General features: G+C 67.3%; 18 protein-coding genes and 4 tRNA genes. 2 read left to right on the forward strand and 20 right to left on the reverse strand.

The window, feature by feature from the left end; genetic code table 11:
• Positions 1–16: 16 nt before the first annotated feature.
• From rpoB to IM787_RS04395, 12 genes are all read right to left on the reverse strand, one after another.
• Positions 17–4129, reverse strand: coding sequence for a DNA-directed RNA polymerase subunit beta (rpoB, locus tag IM787_RS04340; RefSeq protein ID WP_193675386.1), 4113 nt, complete (start codon positions 4127–4129; stop codon positions 17–19).
• Between the two features lie 242 nt (positions 4130–4371).
• Positions 4372–4752 carry a 50S ribosomal protein L7/L12 gene (gene rplL, locus IM787_RS04345; protein WP_193675387.1) on the reverse strand — a complete coding sequence of 127 codons (381 nt, stop codon included), beginning with the start codon at positions 4750–4752 and terminating at the stop codon, positions 4372–4374.
• Positions 4753–4797: 45 nt separating this feature from the next.
• Positions 4798–5304: a 50S ribosomal protein L10 gene (gene rplJ / locus IM787_RS04350; RefSeq protein ID WP_193675388.1), complete on the reverse strand. Its 507-nt coding sequence runs from the start codon at positions 5302–5304 to the stop codon at positions 4798–4800.
• Positions 5305–5541: 237 nt separating this feature from the next.
• Positions 5542–6252, reverse strand: a complete 711-nt coding sequence (gene rplA, locus IM787_RS04355; RefSeq protein ID WP_193675389.1) for a 50S ribosomal protein L1 — start codon at positions 6250–6252, stop codon at positions 5542–5544.
• Positions 6253–6684, reverse strand: coding sequence for a 50S ribosomal protein L11 (rplK, locus tag IM787_RS04360; RefSeq protein ID WP_193675390.1), 432 nt, complete (start codon positions 6682–6684; stop codon positions 6253–6255).
• Positions 6685–6768: 84 nt separating this feature from the next.
• Positions 6769–7371: a transcription termination/antitermination protein NusG gene (gene nusG, locus IM787_RS04365; protein WP_193675391.1), complete on the reverse strand. Its 603-nt coding sequence runs from the start codon at positions 7369–7371 to the stop codon at positions 6769–6771.
• On the reverse strand, positions 7368–7757 hold the full coding sequence (gene secE / locus IM787_RS04370; protein WP_193675392.1) for a preprotein translocase subunit SecE: 390 nt from the start codon (positions 7755–7757) through the stop codon (positions 7368–7370). Before secE ends, nusG begins: the two co-directional genes overlap by 4 nt.
• Before the next feature lie 80 nt (positions 7758–7837).
• Positions 7838–7913, reverse strand: a tRNA-Trp gene (locus IM787_RS04375).
• 54 nt (positions 7914–7967) lie between these two features.
• Positions 7968–9158, reverse strand: coding sequence for an elongation factor Tu (tuf, locus tag IM787_RS04380; protein ID WP_193675393.1), 1191 nt, complete (start codon positions 9156–9158; stop codon positions 7968–7970).
• A gap of 42 nt (positions 9159–9200) precedes the next feature.
• A tRNA-Thr gene (locus tag IM787_RS04385) sits at positions 9201–9275 on the reverse strand.
• A gap of 31 nt (positions 9276–9306) precedes the next feature.
• A tRNA-Gly gene (locus tag IM787_RS04390) sits at positions 9307–9380 on the reverse strand.
• 87 nt (positions 9381–9467) lie between these two features.
• Positions 9468–9553: transfer RNA gene (locus IM787_RS04395), tRNA-Tyr, on the reverse strand.
• A 131-nt stretch (positions 9554–9684) separates the two neighbouring features.
• On the opposite strand from IM787_RS04395, the gene IM787_RS04400 reads away from it, so the two are divergent.
• Positions 9685–10806 (forward strand): patatin-like phospholipase family protein, encoded by a 1122-nt coding sequence (locus tag IM787_RS04400; RefSeq protein WP_193675394.1) that lies wholly within the window; start codon positions 9685–9687, stop codon positions 10804–10806.
• Here IM787_RS04400 and IM787_RS04405 read toward each other — a convergent pair.
• From IM787_RS04405 to IM787_RS04435, 7 genes are read right to left on the reverse strand one after another with little or no spacing between them, the layout of a single operon-like run.
• A complete protein-coding gene (locus IM787_RS04405) occupies positions 10803–11552 on the reverse strand; it encodes a uracil-DNA glycosylase (protein ID WP_354004345.1) in 750 nt (249 codons plus the stop codon). The genes IM787_RS04400 and IM787_RS04405 overlap by 4 nt on opposite strands.
• A 7-nt stretch (positions 11553–11559) precedes the next feature.
• Positions 11560–12351 carry an indole-3-glycerol phosphate synthase TrpC gene (gene trpC, locus IM787_RS04410; RefSeq protein ID WP_193675395.1) on the reverse strand — a complete coding sequence of 264 codons (792 nt, stop codon included), beginning with the start codon at positions 12349–12351 and terminating at the stop codon, positions 11560–11562.
• A 1-nt stretch (position 12352) separates the two neighbouring features.
• The gene (trpD, locus tag IM787_RS04415) at positions 12353–13384 is read right to left on the reverse strand and encodes an anthranilate phosphoribosyltransferase (protein WP_193675396.1); all 1032 of its coding nucleotides are present in this window, start codon (positions 13382–13384) and stop codon (positions 12353–12355) included.
• A gap of 22 nt (positions 13385–13406) precedes the next feature.
• Positions 13407–14057, reverse strand: a complete 651-nt coding sequence (locus IM787_RS04420) for a LysE family translocator (protein WP_193675397.1) — start codon at positions 14055–14057, stop codon at positions 13407–13409.
• Between the two features lie 7 nt (positions 14058–14064).
• Positions 14065–15108 carry a low-specificity L-threonine aldolase gene (gene ltaE / locus IM787_RS04425; protein WP_193675398.1) on the reverse strand — a complete coding sequence of 348 codons (1044 nt, stop codon included), beginning with the start codon at positions 15106–15108 and terminating at the stop codon, positions 14065–14067.
• Positions 15105–15677 (reverse strand): anthranilate synthase component II, encoded by a 573-nt coding sequence (locus IM787_RS04430; protein ID WP_193675399.1) that lies wholly within the window; start codon positions 15675–15677, stop codon positions 15105–15107. The genes ltaE and IM787_RS04430 overlap by 4 nt, the downstream gene beginning before the upstream one ends.
• Complete coding sequence (locus IM787_RS04435; protein ID WP_193675400.1) at positions 15674–17194, reverse strand: anthranilate synthase component I family protein; 1521 nt, start codon at positions 17192–17194, stop codon at positions 15674–15676. Before IM787_RS04435 ends, IM787_RS04430 begins: the two co-directional genes overlap by 4 nt.
• 331 nt (positions 17195–17525) lie before the next feature.
• Between IM787_RS04435 and IM787_RS04440 the strand changes: the two genes are divergently transcribed.
• Positions 17526–18104, forward strand: a complete 579-nt coding sequence (locus IM787_RS04440) for a chalcone isomerase family protein (protein ID WP_193675401.1) — start codon at positions 17526–17528, stop codon at positions 18102–18104.
• A 1-nt stretch (position 18105) separates the two neighbouring features.
• Here the strand turns inward: IM787_RS04440 and IM787_RS04445 are convergent, their stop codons facing one another.
• A complete protein-coding gene (locus IM787_RS04445) occupies positions 18106–18780 on the reverse strand; it encodes a phosphoglycolate phosphatase (RefSeq protein ID WP_193675402.1) in 675 nt (224 codons plus the stop codon).
• Positions 18781–18817 lie beyond the last annotated feature (37 nt).

Here is an 18817-nt window from a genome sequence, read left to right on the forward strand (position 1 = left end):
AACTCTGTCCTTCCTTTTACGAACGCTCGAGCTCGATGTCGATACCGAGCGATCGGATTTCCTTCACCAGCACGTTGAACGACTCCGGCATGCCGGCATCGATCGCGTGCTCGCCCTTGACGATGGACTCGTACACCTTGGTGCGGCCCTGCACGTCGTCGGACTTCACGGTCAGCATTTCCTGCAGCGTGTAGGAAGCGCCGTAGGCTTCCAGCGCCCACACTTCCATCTCGCCGAAACGCTGGCCGCCGAACTGCGCCTTGCCGCCCAGCGGCTGCTGCGTGACCAGCGAGTACGGGCCGGTCGAGCGGGCGTGCATCTTGTCGTCCACCAGGTGGTGCAGCTTCAGCACGTGCATGTAGCCGACGGTCACCGGGCGCTCGAACTGGTCGCCGGTGCGGCCGTCGCACAGCCAGGCCTGCGTGCGGGTGGCCGTGAGGCCCTTGCGCTTGGCGACGTCCTCCGGGAAGGCCATCTTCAGCATGCCGCGGATCTCGTCCTCGGAGGCGCCGTCGAACACCGGCGTCGCGAAGGGGATGCCCTTGGCCAGCTGGCCGGCCATCTCGATCACGTCGGTGTCGGACAGCTCGTTGAGCGCTTCCTTCTTGCCCGACTTGTTGTACAGCTCGTCGAGGAAGGAGCGCACTTCGGCCACCGCGGATTCCTGCTGCAGCAGGTCGCCGATGCGCTGGCCGATGCCCTTGCCGGCCCAGCCCAGGTGCACTTCCAGAACCTGGCCCACGTTCATGCGCGAAGGCACGCCCAGCGGGTTCAGCACGATGTCGCACGGCGTGCCGTCGGCCATGTAGGGCATGTCCTCGACCGGGACGATCTTGGACACGACACCCTTGTTGCCGTGGCGGCCGGCCATCTTGTCGCCGGGTTGCAGGCGGCGCTTGACGGCCAGGTAGACCTTGACCATCTTCAGCACGCCCGCCGGCAGCTCGTCGCCCTGCGTGAGCTTCTTGCGCTTCTCTTCGAAAGCTAGGTCGAAGCTGTGGCGCGTCTGCTCCAGCGAGTTCTTGATCGACTCCAGCTGCGAGGCGATCTCCTCGTCGGCCGGGCGGATGTCGAACCAGTGGTACTTCTCGACGGAAGCCAGGTAGGCCTTGTCGATCTTGGTGCCCTTGGCCAGCTTCTGCGGGCCGCCGTTGGCCTCGCGGCCGTTCAGCAGCTTCTCGATCCGGTCGAAGGCGTCGGCTTCGACGATGCGCAGCTGGTCGTTCAGGTCCAGGCGGAAGCGCTTCAGCTCGTCGTCGATGATCTGCTGGGCGCGCTTGTCGCGCTGGATGCCTTCGCGGGTGAAGACCTGCACGTCGATGACGGTGCCCTGCGAGCCCTGGTCGACGCGCAGCGACGTGTCCTTCACGTCGGAAGCCTTCTCGCCGAAGATCGCGCGCAGCAGCTTCTCTTCCGGCGTCAGCGTGGTCTCGCCCTTCGGCGTGACCTTGCCCACCAGCACGTCGCCCGGCTGCACTTCGGCGCCGACGTAGATGATGCCGGACTCGTCCAGGCGGTTCAGCTGCTGCTCGGACAGGTTCGGGATGTCGCGGGTGATTTCTTCCGGGCCCAGCTTGGTGTCGCGGGCCATCACCACCAGTTCCTCGATGTGGATCGAGGTGTAGCGGTCGTCGGCGACGACGCGCTCGCTGATCAGGATCGAGTCCTCGAAGTTGTAGCCGTTCCAGGGCATGAACGCGACCAGCATGTTCTGGCCGAGCGCGAGCTCGCCCAGGTCGGTCGACGCGCCGTCGGCGATCACGTCGCCCTTGGCGATCTTGTCGCCGCGCTGGACGATCGGACGCTGGTGGATGTTCGTGTTCTGGTTGGAACGCTGGTACTTGATCAGGTTGTAGATGTCCACGCCGACTTCACCGGCCTGGGCTTCCGCGTCGTTCACGCGCACCACGATGCGGGTGGCGTCGACGTAGTCGACCACGCCGCCGCGGTTGGCGGTGACGACGGTGCCGGAGTCGACCGCGGAGACGCGCTCGATGCCGGTGCCGACGAAGGCCTTTTCCGGACGCAGCACCGGCACGGCCTGGCGCTGCATGTTGGCGCCCATCAGCGCGCGGTTCGCGTCGTCGTGCTCGAGGAACGGCACCAGCGAGGCGGCCACCGAGACGATCTGCGCCGGCGACACGTCCATGTACTGGATGCGGTCGGCGGACACCAGGATCGATTCGCCCTTCTCGCGCGCGGACACCAGGTCGCCGGTCAGGCGGCCTTCGGCGTCCAGGATTGCGTTCGCCTGGGCGATGACGTACTTGCCTTCCTCGATGGCGGACAGGTAGTCGATGTCCATCGTGACCTTGCCGTCGCGCACGCGGCGGTACGGCGTCTCGATGAAGCCGTACTCGTTCAGGCGGGCGTACAAGGCCAGCGAGTTGATCAGGCCGATGTTCGGGCCTTCCGGCGTCTCGATCGGGCAGACGCGGCCGTAGTGCGTGACGTGCACGTCGCGCACTTCGAAGCCGGCGCGCTCGCGCGTCAGGCCGCCCGGGCCCAGGGCCGAGACGCGGCGCTTGTGCGTGATCTCGGACAGCGGGTTGGTCTGGTCCATGAACTGCGACAGCTGCGACGCGCCGAAGAACTCCTTGAGCGCCGCGGAGATCGGCTTGGAGTTGATCAGGTCGTGCGGCATCAGCGGCTCTTGCTCGGCCTGGCCGAGGCGCTCCTTGACGGCCTTCTCGATGCGGGCCAGGCCGGTGCGGTACTGGTTCTCGGCCAGTTCGCCGACGCAGCGCACGCGGCGGTTGCCCAGGTGGTCGATGTCGTCGACTTCGCCGCGGCCGTTGCGCAGGTCCACCAGGATCTTGACCACGGCGAGGATGTCGTCGTTGGTCAGGACCATCGGGCCGGTGCTCTCGTCGCGGCCGACCTTGGCGTTGAACTTCATGCGGCCCACGCGCGACAGGTCGTACGTGTCCGGGTTGTAGAACAGGCGCTGGAACAGGGCCTGCACCGCGTCCTCGGTCGGCGGCTCGCCGGGGCGCATCATGCGGTAGATGGCCACGCGCGCGGCGAACTCGTCGACGGTCTCGTCGATGCGCAGGGTCTGGCTGATGTACGGACCCTGGTCCAGTTCGTTCGTGTAGATCGCCTGGATGTCCTGGATGCCGGCCGTGCGCAGCTTCTTCAGCAGCGCTTCCGTCAGCTCGTCGTTGGCCTTGGCGATGATCTCGCCCGTGTCCGGGTCGATGATGTTGCGGGCGACCACGCGGCCGACCAGGAAGTCTTCGGGCACGCTGATGTGCGTGGTGCCGGACTGCTCCAGCTCGCGCGTGTGGCGGGCCGTGACGCGCTTGTCCTTCGGCACCACGACCTTTCCCGACTTGTCGGTGATGTCGAAGCGGGCGACTTCACCGCGCAGGCGCTCGGAGACGAACTCCAGCTGCGCGCCGCTGTCCATCAGGCGGAAGTTGTCGTTGACGAAGAAGTTCGCCAGGATGGTTTCCGGCGTCAGGCCGATGGCCTTGAGCAGGATCGTGACCGGCATCTTGCGGCGGCGGTCGACGCGGAAGTACAGCACGTCCTTCGGGTCGAACTCGAAGTCGAGCCAGGAGCCGCGGTACGGGATGATCCGCGCGGAGAACAGCAGCTTGCCCGAGCTGTGCGTCTTGCCCTTGTCGTGCTCGAAGAACACGCCGGGCGAACGGTGCAGCTGGGACACGATGACACGCTCGGTGCCGTTGATGATGAACGAGCCCTTGTCGGTCATGAGCGGCACTTCGCCCATGTAGACCTCCTGCTCCTTCACTTCCTTGACGACCTTGGAACCCGGAGTCGAGGACTCGCGGTCATAGATGATCAGCTGCACCTTGGCGCGCACGGCCGAGGCGTAGGTCAGGCCACGCGTCTGGCACTCGCGCACGTCGAAGGCGGGCTTGGCCAGGTTGTATTCGATGAACTTCATCTCCACGAACCCGTTGTGCGACACGATCGGGAAGGCGGAGTCGAACGCGGCTTGCAGGCCTTCGATGGTCCGCTTCTGCGGCGCCACGTCGGCTTGGAGGAAGGCGGTGTACGCATCCTTCTGCATCTGCAGCAGGTACGGGACTTCGAGCACGCTGTCGCGTTTGCCGAAGCTCTTGCGGATGCGCTTGCGTTCGGTATAGGAATAGGCCATGAGATCTCCGGGTCAGGTCTCGCAACTGTCGCGCCCCAGGCGGGGGGCAGTCTTGGCGGGTTGGCCACTACCAACCTTGGCGGACGGCACCGCATTGCACGGCGCCCGAACCAAGCAGTTCTTTGCAGTCGGATCAAAGAACACTAAAAAAACTCCCGCCAACGGGTGTCTTTTTGCTGCTCTCTACAAGCGGCAAAGGCTGGAGGCCCTTTCGGACACTCCAGCCTCGGCGCGGGATCGAATTACTTGAGTTCGACCTTGGCGCCGGCTTCTTCCAGCTTCTTCTTCGCGGCTTCGGCGTCGGCCTTGTTCATGCCTTCCTTGACGGGCTTCGGAGCGCCGTCGACCAGGTCCTTGGCTTCCTTGAGGCCCAGGCCCGTGATCTCGCGCACGGCCTTGATGACGGAAACCTTCTGCGCGCCGGCTTCCATCAGCTGCACCGTGAACTCGGTCTTCTCTTCCGCGGCCGGGGCGGCAGCGCCACCGGCGCCGCCGGCGGCCGGAGCGGCCATCGCGGCGGCGGACACGCCGAACTTCTCTTCAATGGCCTTGACCAGGTCATTGAGTTCCATGACGGACATGCTGTCGAGCGCCGTCAGAAAATCGTCTTTGTTGAATGCCATTTTGAACTTTCCTGAATAAGTTGGTGGACCGTAGGGACGCTTCGCTTAGGCAGCGGCAGCGGCGCCTTCTTCCTTTTTCTTCGCCAGAGCGCCCAGCACCACCGCGGTGCGGGAAATGGGCGACTTCAGCAGGCCGCAAAGCTGCGCCAGCAGAACTTCCTTCGGGGGAATGCTCGCCAGCTGCTTCACGCCGTTGACGTCCAGGGACTTGCCCGCGAAAGCGCCGCCGCGAATGACCAGCTTGTCGTTGGTCTTCGCGAAGTCGGCCACCACCTTGGCGGCGGCCACAGCGTCCACGGAGAAGCCGTAGATCAGCGGACCGGTCATCTGGTCACCCGCCACTTCGAACGGGCTGCCTGCCACAGCACGGCGGGCCAGGGTGTTCTTCAGAACACTCAGGTTCACACCGTTGCTGCGCGCGGCAACGCGCAGTTTCGTCATGTCGGCGACCGTGATGCCGCGGTATTCCGCCATCACCAGCGTTTGAGCTTTGGCGGCGAGAGCGGTCACTTCTTCGACGACCGCTTGCTTCTCACTGCGATTCAGACTCAAGGTCTACTCCTTCCATTGCGCTCCGGTTGCCCTTCGCGCGCCTGTTTAAGCGACCAACTGTCTTCGGAAATCTCTCGAATTCGTCTGTCAGCGGGATCGCCATCTGCGTTGGCTGGCGGATTAAGAACCTCGCGGTTCGCCAACGGTCTCGGATGGCCCGCCGGATCTGCTTTCGCGGGCCCGGCGGCCCACCACACCGGCCGGCTGCTCGCGCAACCGGCCCATTCACTGCCGGCCTTACTGCTGGCCGGACTGCGCGTTGACGGTCTGCGTGTCCACGCGGACGCCCAGGCCCATCGTGGAGGACACCGCCACCTTGCGCAGGTACACGCCCTTGCTGCTGGCCGGCTTGGCCTTGTTCAACGCCTCGATCAGCGCGACCAGGTTGCCCTGCAGCTTCTCGGCGTCGAACGAACGGCGGCCGATGGAGGCGTGGATGATGCCGGCCTTGTCGGCGCGGAACTGCACCTGGCCCGCCTTGGCGTTCTTCACCGCGGTGGCGACGTCGGGCGTGACGGTGCCGACCTTCGGGTTCGGCATCAGGCCGCGCGGGCCGAGGATCTGGCCCAGCGTACCGACCACGCGCATGGCGTCCGGCGCGGCGATCACCACGTCGAAGGGCATGTCGCCGGCCTTGACCTTGGCGGCCAGGTCGTCCATGCCGACGATGTCGGCACCGGCGGCCTTGGCTTCCTCGGCCTTCGCGCCTTGGGCGAACACGGCGACGCGCTTGGTCTTGCCGGTGCCGTTGGGCATCACGACCGCGCCGCGGACGACCTGGTCGGACTTCTTCGGGTCGATGCCCAGCTGCACGGCCACGTCGATGGACTCATCGAACTTGGCGGTGGCGGCTTCCTGGACGATGCGGAACGCGTCGGCCAGCGGGTACAGCTTGGTGCTGTCGACCTTGCCCTCGAGGGCTTTCTGCTTCTTCGTGAGCTTGGCCATTTAGACGCCCTCCACCGTGATGCCCATGGAGCGGGCCGAGCCCGCCAGGGTCTTGATCGCGCCGTCGATGTCGGCGGCGTTCATGTCCTTGAGCTTGGTCTTGGCGATCTCTTCCAGCTGCGCGCGGGTGATCTTGCCGACCTTGTCCTTCAGCGGGTTGGCGGAGCCCTTGTCCAGCTTGACGGCCTTCTTGATCAGGACGGTCGCGGGCGGCGTCTTGATGATGAAGGTGAAGCTCTTGTCCGCGAACGCGGTGATCACCACCGGCAGCGGCAGACCGGGTTCGACGCCCTGGGTCTGGGCGTTGAACGCCTTGCAGAACTCCATGATGTTCAGGCCGCGCTGGCCCAGCGCGGGACCGATCGGGGGCGACGGGTTCGCCTTTCCGGCCGGCACTTGCAGCTTCACGAAGCCGACAATCTTCTTTGCCATTTGATTTCCTTGCGGGTGCTAGCGCCTTGCGGCTCCCCGGGGTTGCGGCTCGTTGGTTCGCGTCGAGCCTTTTGACGCGTTGCCTCAGGTCTTTTCGACCTGGGAGAACTCGAGTTCGACCGGCGTCGCACGACCGAAGATCGTGACGGACACGCGGACCTTGCTCTTCTCGTAGTTGACTTCCTCGACGGTGCCGTTGAAGTCCGTGAACGGGCCGTCCTTGACGCGCACGTACTCGCCCACGACGAATTCGACCTTGTGGCGCGGCTTCTCGGTGCCCTCTTCCATCTGGCCCATGATCTTGGCGACGTCCTCGTCGGAGATCGGGGCCGGGCGGTTCTTGGCGCCGCCCACGAAACCGGTGACCTTGTTGGTGTGCTTCACCAGGTGCCAGGTCTCGTCGTTCATGATCATCTGGACCAGCACGTAGCCCGGATAGAAGCGGCGCTCGGAAGTGCGCTTCTGGCCGTTCTTGATCTCGACGACTTCCTCGGTGGGCACCAGGATCTCGCCGAACATGTCCTGCATGCCCGCGCGGTTGATGCGCTCGCGGATGTTGCGCTCGACCGCCTTCTCCATCCCGGAGTAGGCGTGCACCACGTACCAGCGCAGGTCCGGGTTGACCGGCTTGGCCGGGACTTCGGGCGCCTGCTGGCCGTCGGCGGCGGCGTTTTCGATCTCGCTCATTGCTTCCATCCCAGGATCAGGTCGTAGAACACCCACTCGAGGGTCTTGTCGGTCAGCCACAGGAACAGGGCCATCACCACGACGAAGCCGAACACGTACAGCGTCATCTGGATGGCTTCCTTGCGCGTCGGCCACACGACCTTGCGCGTTTCCTTCCAGGCGTCGCGGCCGAAGCCGACGAATTCCTTGCCGGGCAGCGAGGTGAAGAACACGGCCACCGCCGCCGCCAGGCCCACCACCAGCGCACCCCACTGGGCGATCTGCCCCTGGCGCGCCAGGAGGTAGAAACCGGCCAGGGAAGCGATCACCAGCGCGATGGCTGCGCCCACCTTGGCCTTGTCGGCCCCGGAGGTGACGGTTTCAACTTGCTGCGTGGACGATGCCATTCCTGCTCTCAATGGGGGTGTCTTTGAAGACACCAAACCCGCCATGGGGCGGGTCGGGTTTTTTTCGGGTGCCACTCAGGTGGCAGGGGCAGTAGGAATCGAACCTACAACCTTCGGTTTTGGAGACCGACGCTCTGCCAATTGAGCTATACCCCTCCGGTCGGTTTCGGGGAACCCGGCATTATGGCCGGGTTCCGAAAACCCTGCTAGTTACTCCATGATCTTGGCAACGACGCCGGCGCCGACGGTCTTGCCGCCTTCGCGGATGGCGAAGCGCAGGCCTTCTTCCATGGCGATCGGGGCGATCAGCTTGACGGTGATCGTCACGTTGTCGCCGGGCATGACCATTTCCTTGTCCTTGGGCAGCTCGATCGCGCCGGTCACGTCCGTGGTGCGGAAGTAGAACTGCGGGCGGTAGTTGTTGAAGAACGGCGTGTGGCGGCCGCCTTCGTCCTTGGACAGCACGTAGATCTCGGCCGTGAAGTGCGTGTGCGGCTTGACCGAACCGGGCTTGCACAGCACCTGGCCGCGCTGGACTTCCTCGCGCTTGGTGCCGCGCAGCAGGATGCCCACGTTGTCGCCGGCCTGGCCCTGGTCCAGCAGCTTGCGGAACATTTCCACGCCGGTGCAGGTGGTCTTGAGCGTCGGCGCCAGGCCCACGATCTCGATTTCCTCGCCGACCTTGACCACACCACGCTCGACGCGGCCGGTCACCACGGTGCCGCGGCCGGAGATGGAGAACACGTCTTCCACCGGCATCAGGAACGCGCCTTCGACGGCACGCTGCGGCGTGGGGATGTAGCTGTCCAGCGCCTCGGCCAGGCGCATGATGGCCTGCTCGCCCAGGTCGCCCTTGTCGCCTTCGAGCGCCAGCTTGGCCGAGCCCTTGACGATCGGGGTGTCGTCGCCGGGGAAGTCGTACTTGCTCAGCAGCTCGCGCACTTCCATCTCGACCAGCTCCAGCAGCTCGGCGTCATCGACCATGTCGCACTTGTTCAGGAACACGATGATGTAGGGCACGCCCACCTGGCGGGCCAGCAGGATGTGCTCGCGCGTCTGGGGCATCGGGCCGTCGGCCGCGGACACCACCAGGATCGCGCCGTCCATCTGGGCGGCGCCGGTGATCATGTTCTTCACGTAGTCGGCGTGGCCGGGGCAGTCGACGTGCGCGTAGTGGCGGTTGGCCGTCTCGTACTCGACGTGGGCGGTGTTGATCGTGATGCCGCGGGCCTTTTCTTCGGGAGCCGCGTCGATCTGGTCGTACGCCTTGGCTTCGCCGCCGAACTTGGACGCCAGCACGGTGGCGATGGCCGCCGTCAGGGTCGTCTTGCCATGGTCCACGTGGCCGATGGTGCCCACGTTGACGTGAGGCTTGGTCCGCTCAAACTTGCCTTTTGCCATTTTTTTCGACTCCGAAAAAAGTAACGATCACAACCAGATCTTTGGTGCCCTTGGCGGGAATCGGACCCGCGACCTCTCCCTTACCAAGGGAGTGCTCTACCACTGAGCCACAAGGGCGAAATTCGCTCGCCTGCGCAAGACGGATGACTGGAGCGGGTGGCGGGAATCGAACCCGCGTCATTAGCTTGGAAGGCTAAGGTTCTACCATTGAACTACACCCGCGGCGGGCGCACTTCGGGACCCCGGCGGACTTCCTGGCCGCTACCACTCAACCGTTTCGCATTCGCCGGGTTCCTTCAAAAGAAAACCTGGTGGAGGAGGCTGGATTCGAACCAGCGTACGCGTAAGCGGGCAGATTTACAGTCTGCTGCCTTTAACCACTCGGCCACCCCTCCGGCGAACCGCAGACTATAGCACGATTCCTGCGCACGATCGGCCGGTTCTCCCACGCTCCCCATTGGGGAAACGGTCCCGCCGCCGCTGCCGTGTCACACGCCCGCGGGATGGAACTTGCTACCGTGCGGGCATGCGCATGCTCAACCTGGCCCTGCAGGGCGGCGGCTCCCACGGCGCCTTCACCTGGGGCGTGCTCGATGCGCTCCTGGAAGACGGCCGTGTCGGCCTAGAAGGACTCAGCGGCACCAGTGCCGGTGCGGTGAACGCCGTCGCGCTGGCCAGCGGCTGGGCCGCGGCCCGCGCGGCCCGGCGCGACCCGCGCGAAGGCGCCCGGACGCAGCTGGCCGCCGTGTGGAACGCGGTCGGTGCGCTCGGCAGCCTGGGCAGCCTGCAGCAGCAGTTCATCCGGCTGCTCTGGAGTGGCTGGGCGCCGGAAGTGCGGCAGGCCTGGACAGGCGCGGGCTGGCGCGGCCTCGTCTCGCCGTACCAATCCAATCCGCTCGGGCTGAACCCACTGCGCGACCTGCTGGAGCGGCAGATCGACTTCGGCCTGCTGCAGGCGCAACGCGAGCTGAAGGTCTTCGTGTCCGCCACGCACGTGCCCACCGGAAAGGCCGTGGTGTTCGGCGGCGCGAAACTCCGGCTCGACGCCGTGCTCGCATCGACCTGCCTGCCGATGCTGTTCCAGGCCGTCGAGATCGACGGCGAACCCTACTGGGATGGCGGCTACTCGGTGAACCCGCCGCTCTCGCCCCTCATCCAGGAATGCAGCAGCGCCGACCTTGCGGTCGTCCAGCTGAATCCGCTGCGGCGTCCGGGCGTGCCGCGCACGGCCGAAGAGATCCAGGACCGGGTGGGCGAGATCACCTTCAACGCCAGCCTGCTCACCCAGATGCGCGCGGTCGACTTCATCAACCGGCTGGTGTCCGAGGGCGTCGTGCCACCGGAGCACGCCAAGAGCATCCGGGTGCACCGCATCGACGGCGAGGGCGTGCTCGGCGAGCTGCCGGCGTCCAGCCGGGTGTCGGCGGATCCCGCCATGATCACGCAGCTCTTCGAAGCAGGGCGCGCGGCGGGGCGGTCGTGGCTGGCGGCGCACCACGACGCGATCGGGCAGCGCGGCACGGTCGACATCGGGCGGGACTACCTCGACGACAGCCGGTTGCACCTGCAGTCGGCGCCGCCATTGCGCATGCGTTCGGTGGGCGGCGGCTTCCGCAGCTGGCTCGGCCGGCTTTGGCGCAAGCCCTAGAACACGCCCGTGACACCGCGCTCGGCGAGCCACTCGCGCGCCTGGCGGAAGCACCCGGAACCGAGGAAGGGCACCGGCGGCCGCGCCGCCGACAGCGGCGAGGGATGGTTCGTCTGCAGCACCAGGATGTCGCGGCCGTGGCGTGCGGCCGCCTGCTCGATCAAGGCGGACTTGGCCTGCGCGTGGGCGCCCCAGAGCAGGTAGACGCAGGGCGACGCGGTCGCAGCGACACGGGCCAGCAGCCGGTCGGTCAGTGCCTCCCAGCCCTTCTTCGCGTGGCTGGCGGACTGCCCGTCTTCCACCGTCAGGCTGGCATTGAGCAGCAGCACGCCGGAGCGTGCCCATTCGACCAGCGACCCCGAGGCGGGCGACGTGCCGAGCTCCTTGAAGATGTTCCGCAGCGAGGGCGGAAGCTTGACGCCCTCCGCGACCGAGAAGGCGAGGCCGTGCGCCTGGCCCGGCCCGTGGTACGGGTCCTGGCCCAGCACCACCGCGTGCACGCCGGCCAGCGGCGTCAGCTCCAGTGCCCGCAGCGGATGCGGCGGATAGATCACGGCGCCCTGCGCGATGCGCGAGCGCATGAAGTCCGCGAGGCGCAGGCCCTCTTCGCTGGCCAGGAAGTCCTGGACCACGTCCTCCCAACCGGCAGCCACCGGCCAGTCTTCGGGGGCCCATGCCTGCAGGCGGCGCGGCGCCGCGCCGGGCTCCGGCTCCGCCCAGGGCAGGTCGGCTTGCGGCTTGGCCACGGCTCCGTCAGTCGCCGAACAGCTCCGCCAAGGCGGCGCCCGGGTCGGCGGCGCGCATGAACGCCTCGCCCACCAGGAAAGCGTGCACGCCGGCGGCACGCATCCGCTGCACGTCGGCGCGCTGCAGGATGCCGGATTCGGTCACCAGCAGGCGGTCCGCCGGCACGTCGCCCAGCAGGCCGAGCGTGGTGTCGAGGCTGACCTCGAAGGTGCGCAGGTTGCGGTTGTTGATGCCGACCAGGCGCGTGCGCAGCTTCAGCGCGCGCTGCAGTTCCGGCCCGTCGTGCACCTCCACCAGCACCGCCATGTCGAGGCTGCGCGCCACCGCTTCCAGCTCCGCCATCTGGGCATCGGACAGCGAGGCTGCGATCAGCAGGATGCAGTCCGCCCCCATCACGCGCGACTCGTACACCTGGTACGGGTCGATGATGAAGTCCTTGCGCAGCACCGGCAGGTCGCACGAGGCGCGCGCCTGCTTCAGGAAGTCGGCGCTGCCCTGGAAGAACTGGCGGTCGGTCAGGACCGACAGGCACGCGGCGCCGTTCTCCGCATAGCTCTGGGCGATGTCGGCGGGGATGAAATCCTCGCGCAGCACGCCCTTGCTGGGACTGGCCTTCTTCACTTCGGCGATCACCGCCGCGCGGCCGGCGGCGACCTTCGCGCGCAGCGCGCCTTCGAAATCGCGGGTCAGCACGCGGCCGAACGCATCCTCGCGCACCGCCTCCAGCGATTTCTTCTTCTTCGCGGCGGCGACTTCCTCGCGCTTGACCGCATTGATCTGGTCCAGGATGTCGCTCATCTCAACCCGCCAGCGACTTGGAGACGCGCACCAGCTGCTCCAGCTTGTCGCGTGCAGCGCCCGACTCGAGCACAGCGCGCGCCCGGGCGATGCCCTCGCGGATGTCGGCGACGACGTTGGCCGCATACAGCGCCGCGCCGGCGTTGAGCACCACGATGTCGCGCGCCGCGCCGGGCTGGTTGTCCAGCACCTGGCGCATCACGGCGAGGGACTCCTGCGGCGTGCCGACCTTGAAGGCGCGGTTGCTCGCCATGGTCATGCCGAAATCCTCGGGGTGCACCTCGTACTCCCGGATCTCGCCGTCCTTCAGCTCGCCCACCAGGGTGGCGGCCCCCAGGCTCACTTCGTCCATGCCGTCGCGCCCGTACACCACCAGTGCGTGCTCGGCGCCCAGGCGTTGCAGCGCGCGCACCTGGATGCCGACCAGGTCCGGGTGGAACACGCCCATCAGGATGTTGGGCGCGCTCGCCGGGTTGGTCAGCGGCCCGAGGATGTTGAAAATCGTGCGGACGCCCATTTCCTTGCGCACCGGCGCAACGTTCTTCATCGCCGGGTGGTGATTGGGGGCGAACATGAACCCGATGCCCGTCTCGGCGATGCACCTGGCGATGGCATCGGGCGACAGCGCGAGGCTGACGCCCAGCGCCTCCATCACGTCGGCGCTGCCGCTCTTGCTGGAGACGCTGCGGCCGCCGTGCTTGCTCACCTTCGCCCCGGCCGCCGCCGCGACGAACATCGAGCAGGTCGAGATGTTGAACGTGTGGGAGCCGTCGCCGCCGGTCCCGACGATGTCGACCAGGTGGGTCTTGTCCGCCACGTGCACCTTGGTGGAGAACTCGCGCATCACCTGCGCGGCGGCGGTGATCTCGCCGATCGTTTCCTTCTTCACGCGCAGGCCCGTCACGATGGCCGCCGTCATCACCGGCGACAGCTCGCCGCTCATGATCAGCCGCATCACGTGCAGCATCTCGTCGTGGAAGATCTCGCGGTGTTCGATCGTGCGCTGCAGCGCTTCCTGCGGGGTGATGGGCATGGCGTTGCTCCTCGGGATGCGGTTATCGGGTGGGATTCTCGGCCATGGCCAGCCGCAGGCCGAAGCCCACGAACAGGAGGCCGGCGGCGCGGTCGAGCCAGTGCATCGCGCGTTGCACCGCCGCCCGCCGGGCCATCCACGCCGCGGCGACGGCCCAGCCCGCATTCACCGCGATGGCGTTGACGTTGAACAGGGTGCCCAGCGCGAGGAAGGCCAGCGCCTCGTGGCCGGTGCCGGGCGCGATGAACTGCGGCACGAAGGCGAGGAAGAAGATCGCCACCTTGGGGTTGAGCACGTTGGTCAGGAAGCCCCCGCGGAACACCGTCCAGAGGTCGGCAGGCGCCTGCGAACGCGCGAGCGCCTCCAGGTCCGGCTGCGCCTGGGGGGTCCGGGCGAACAGCAGCTTCAGCCCGACCCACACGAGGTACGCCGCGCCGATCCATTTCAGCACGGTGAAGGCCGTGGCCGACGCTGCCAGCAGCGCACTGACGCCGGCGGCGGCGGCGAAGATGTGGACGAAGCAGCCGGCGGTGATCCCCAGGCCGGCGACCACGCCGGCACGGACGCCGGCCCGCAGCGCATGGCTGACGATGTAGAGGACGTCCGGCCCCGGCGTGAGGTTCAGCAGGAGGCCGGCGGCGATGAACAGGACGAGGTGCTGGGCGTCGGGCATGGCGGCCTCAGGCGTGGAAGAAGGAACGGATCGCCGCGATCGCGCGGTCCACGCCCGCGGCGTCGACGTCGAGGTGAGTGACGAAGCGCAGGCGGTAGAGGCCGGTCGCCAGCACGCCTTGCCGCTGCAGGTACGGCAGCAGTTCGGCCGAGCGCTCGCGTGCGGGACCCACCAGGTCGACGAAGAGGATGTTGGTTTGCGGCGGCTCGACCTGCAAGCCTTCGATGCCTTGCAGGCCATCGGCCAGGCGCCGGGCCAGCGCGTGATCGTCCGCGAGCCGGTCCACCTGCTGCTCGAGCGCGTACGCGGCCGCCGCGGCCAGCACGCCCGACTGCCGCATGGCGCCGCCCGCCATCTTGCGGATGCGGCGGGCGCGCGCGACCAGGTCCTTGCTGCCGCACAGGGCGGACCCGACCGGCGCGCCAAGCCCCTTGCTGAAACACACCGACACGCTGTCGAACAGGCCGGCGATGCGCCGCGCCTCGGTGCGGGGATCGCTGCCCACGTGGGCCGCTTGCGCCACGGAGGCATTGAACAGCCGCGCGCCGTCCAGGTGCGTGGCCAGGCCCTTGCTGCGCGCGAGGGCGGTCGCGCGTTGCAGGTAGTCGAAGGGCAGCAGCTTGCCGCCCAGCGTGTTCTCCAGCGCCAGCAGGCGCGTGCGCGCGAAATGCGGATCGTCCGGCTTGATGGCCGCCTCGATCGCGGCGAGCGCAAGGCTGCCGTCCGGCTCGTGTTCGAGTGGCTGCGGCTGCACGCTGCCGAACACCGCCGCGCCGCCGCCCTCCCAGCGGTAGGCGTGCTGCATCTGCCCGACGATGTATTCGTCGCCTCGCTGGCAATGCGACAGGATGCCGCACAGGTTGCCCTGGGTGCCGGTCGGCACGAACAGCGCCGCCTCGAAGCCCAGCAGGCCGGCCACCTGCTCCTGCAGGGCGTTGACGCTGGGGTCGTCGCCGAACACGTCGTCGCCCAGCGGCGCCGCGGCCATGGCGGCCCGCATGCCGGGCGTCGGTTGCGTGACGGTGTCGCTGCGCAGGTCGACGGGCTTCACCTGGCTTGCTCCAGGAAGTTCTTCAGCATGGCGTGGCCGTGCTCCGTGAGGATGGATTCGGGGTGGAACTGGACGCCCTCGAGCGGCAGCGCCTGGTGGCGCACGCCCATGATCTCGCCGTCGGCCGTCCAGGCGGTCACCTTCAGTTCGGCAGGGCAGCTGGCCCGTTCGATGGACAGCGAGTGGTAGCGGTTGACCGTGAACTTCTGCGGCAGGCCGGCGAACACGCCCTCCTGTGTCGTCGTGATCTCGCTCGTCTTTCCGTGCATCAGCTGCTGCGCCCGCACGATCTTGCCGCCCAGCGCCGCGCCGATCGCCTGGTGGCCCAGGCACACGCCGAGGATTGGCAGCCTGCCGGCGAAATGGCGGATCGCCTCGACCGAGATCCCGGCCTCGGCGGGCGAGCAGGGGCCGGGCGAGATCACCAGGCGGTCGGGCCGGCGCTGCGCGATCTCTTCCACCGTGATCTCGTCGTTGCGGAACACCTCGACTTCGGCCCCGAGCTCGCCGAAATACTGCACCAGGTTGAAGGTGAAGCTGTCGTAGTTGTCGACCATGAGGAGCTTCATTCCAGGCCCTCCTCGACGAGCTCGGACGCCCGCAGGATCGCACGCGCCTTCGCCTCGGTTTCCTTCCATTCCAGCTCCGGCACCGAGTCCGCCACGACGCCGGCCGCGGCCTGCACGTACAAGGTCTGGTTCTTGACGATGCCCGTGCGGATCGCGATGGCGACGTCCATGTCGCCCGCGTAGCTCAGGTAGCCGCAGGCGCCGCCGTACAGGCCGCGCTTGTTCGGCTCGAGCTGGTCGATCAGCTCCATCGCATGCACCTTGGGCGCGCCGGTCAGCGTGCCGGCGGGGAAGGTCGCGCGCAGCACGTCCATGTTCGTCATCCCTTCGTTCAGGATGCCTTCCACATTGCTCACGATGTGCATCACGTGGCTGTAGCGTTCCACGGCGAAGGCTTCTGTGACCTTCACGCTGCCGGTCTTCGCGATGCGGCCGATGTCGTTGCGGGCCAGGTCGATCAGCATCACGTGCTCGGCGCGTTCCTTCTCGTCGTTCAGCAGCTCCTGCTCCACGGCCTTGTCGACTTCGGGCGTGGCACCGCGCGGACGCGTGCCGGCCAGGGGGCGGATCGTGATCTTCTGGCCGGCATCGGTGTTCTCCTGCCGGACCAGGATTTCCGGCGAGGCGCCGACCACGTGGAAGTCGCTGCCCTCCGCGTCCGCCCCGCTGAAGTTGTAGAAATACATGTAGGGGCTCGGGTTCAGCGAACGCAGCGCGCGGTACAGCGACAGCGGCGACTCGGTGTAGCGCTTCTTGATGCGCTGCCCCACCTGCACCTGCATGAAGTCGCCGGCGGCGATCAGCTCCTTCGCACGGTCGACCGCCTTGAGGTAGTCGGCCTTGGCGAACTCACGCTCGGCCGGGAAGGTCTCGGTCTGCCGCACCGTGGGCGCGCTCACCGAGTACTTCAGCTGGTCCTTCAGCTCGCGCAGCCGCCGCTTGCCGCCGCCGTAGGCCTCCGGCTTCGACGGATCGACGTACACGATCAGGTAGAGCTTGCCGGACAGGTTGTCGATGACGGCCAGCTCCTCGCATTGCAGCAGCAGGATGTCCGGGCAGTGCAGCGTGTCGGTGGGGCAGCTCTTTTCCAGCTTCTTCTCGATGTGCCGCACGGTGTCGTAGCCGAAGTACCCCGCGAGCCCGCCGCAGAAACGCGGCAGGCCGGGCCGCAGCGCCACCTTGAAGCGCGCCTGGTAGCCCTCGATGAAGTCCAGCGGGTTGCCGCCGGCCGTCTCCACCACCTCGCCGTCGGTCACGACCTCCGTGCGGGCGTCCGGGCCGAAGCCGCTCGCGCGCAACAGGGTCCGCGCCGGCAGGCCGATGAAGCTGTAGCGGCCGAAGCGCTCGCCGCCGACGACGGACTCGAGCAGGAAGCTCAGCCGGCCGCCGCCCCGGGCGTGGGCCAGCTTCAGGTAGAGCGACAGGGGGGTTTCGAGGTCCGCGAAGGCTTCCGCGATGAGCGGAATGCGGTTGTAGCCCTGCAAAGCAAGGCTCTTGAATTCCAGTTCGGTGATCAAGGGTGAGCCTCCACAAGCTCGGTGGCCGCCGCGCGGCCAGGGGGATCGGTGTGCCTCGGGTGAGGCGCGGGGGCACGGGCTGCCCCGTGCGATCAGGTGCGCACTGGATCAGGCTTGCGCCAGGGCCAGGCTCCCCGGTCGCTGCAACCTGTGATCGTCGTGCGGTGGATGAACATGCGGGCCAGTGTAGCAAAGGCTTCGCCGCACGCTGTCAACGGCAGTGCGACCGGGCGCCGCCGGGAAGAACCCTGTTGCACAGCCGCCCGCCGTTTGCGACAATTTGTAAATTAGCACGAACGTTCGGTTTATGCTTCCGACGAGGAGACTCCCGATGAAACACGCCCTGGCCACCCTGGTCGCAGCCGTCCTGCTCCCGCTGGCATCGCATGCGCAGCTCACCGTCCACGGCGTGAAGTACGAGGAGGCGGCGGAAGTGCGTGGCACGAAGCTGGTGCTCAATGGCGCCGGCACGCGCTACAAGGGCCCGTTCAAGGTCTATGCCGCCGGGCTGTACATGACCCGCAAGGCGGGTTCGCCGGAGGAGGTGTTCGGGACCGCGGGCCCCAAGCGCATGTCGGTCACGATGCTGCGCGACATCGATGCCTCGGAACTGGGCAGGCTGTTCACGCGCGGCGTGGAGGACAACATGGACCGGGCGTCCATGGTGAAGCTGATTCCGGGGCTGATGCGCATGAGCCAGATCTTCAGCGACCACAAGCAGCTCAAGACCGGCGACAACTTCGTGCTCGAGTGGGTGCCCGGCGTGGGCACCATCGTCTACGTGCGCGGCCTCGCCCAGGGAGAGCCCTTCAAGGAGCCGGAATTCTTCAATGCGCTCATGCGCATCTGGCTGGGCCCCAACCCCGCGGACTGGCGGCTCAAGGACAGCCTCCTCGGCAAGGCCGCGTGATTCAGGCGGCGAGCACGCGGCCGATCTCCGCCAGCGACCCGACATAGGCATCGGCATCCACGGAGTGCACCGGCTCGCCGTGGTTGTAGCCGTAGGTGACCAGCACCACGGGGCAGCCGGCGGCGCGCGCCGCGGCGGCATCGTTGCGTGAGTCGCCCACCATCAGCACCTGGGCCGGCGCCAGGCCGAGCGCCTCGCAGGTCTTCAGCAGCGGCAGCGGATCGGGCTTCTTGCGGGCGAAGGCGTCCCCGCCGAACACCAGCTCGAACTGGCTGGCCAACCCTTTCGCCGCCAGCAACTCACGGGCGAATTCCCCCGGCTTGTTCGTGAGGCAGGCGAGCTGCAATCCAGCCCGCCGCAGCTGCGCCAGGCCCTCGCTGACCCCCGGATACACCATGGACCAGCGGCCGTTGAGCCTGCGGTAGGCCGCCTGGTAGTGCTCCCAGGCCTGCGCGTAGAGGGAGGCCGGTGCGCCCAGGTGTCCGAGCGTCGCCCGGATCAGGTGCTCCGAGCCCTTGCCGATGAAGCGGGCCACGACGGCCCTCTCGATGGCCGGCAAGCGCAACGCCCCAAGCATTTCGTTGAGCGCCGCATGGAAGTCGCCGAGCGTGTCCACGAGGGTGCCGTCGAGGTCGACGATCGCGGCGCGCAAGGGCATCGTGGCAGGCGGGAGCATGGGGCGAGCATAGCCGCGGCGCCCAAAGAAAAAGCCA

The sequence above is a fragment of the Ramlibacter pallidus genome (genome assembly GCF_015070875.1).
Classification (GTDB): domain Bacteria; phylum Pseudomonadota; class Gammaproteobacteria; order Burkholderiales; family Burkholderiaceae_C; genus Ramlibacter; species Ramlibacter pallidus.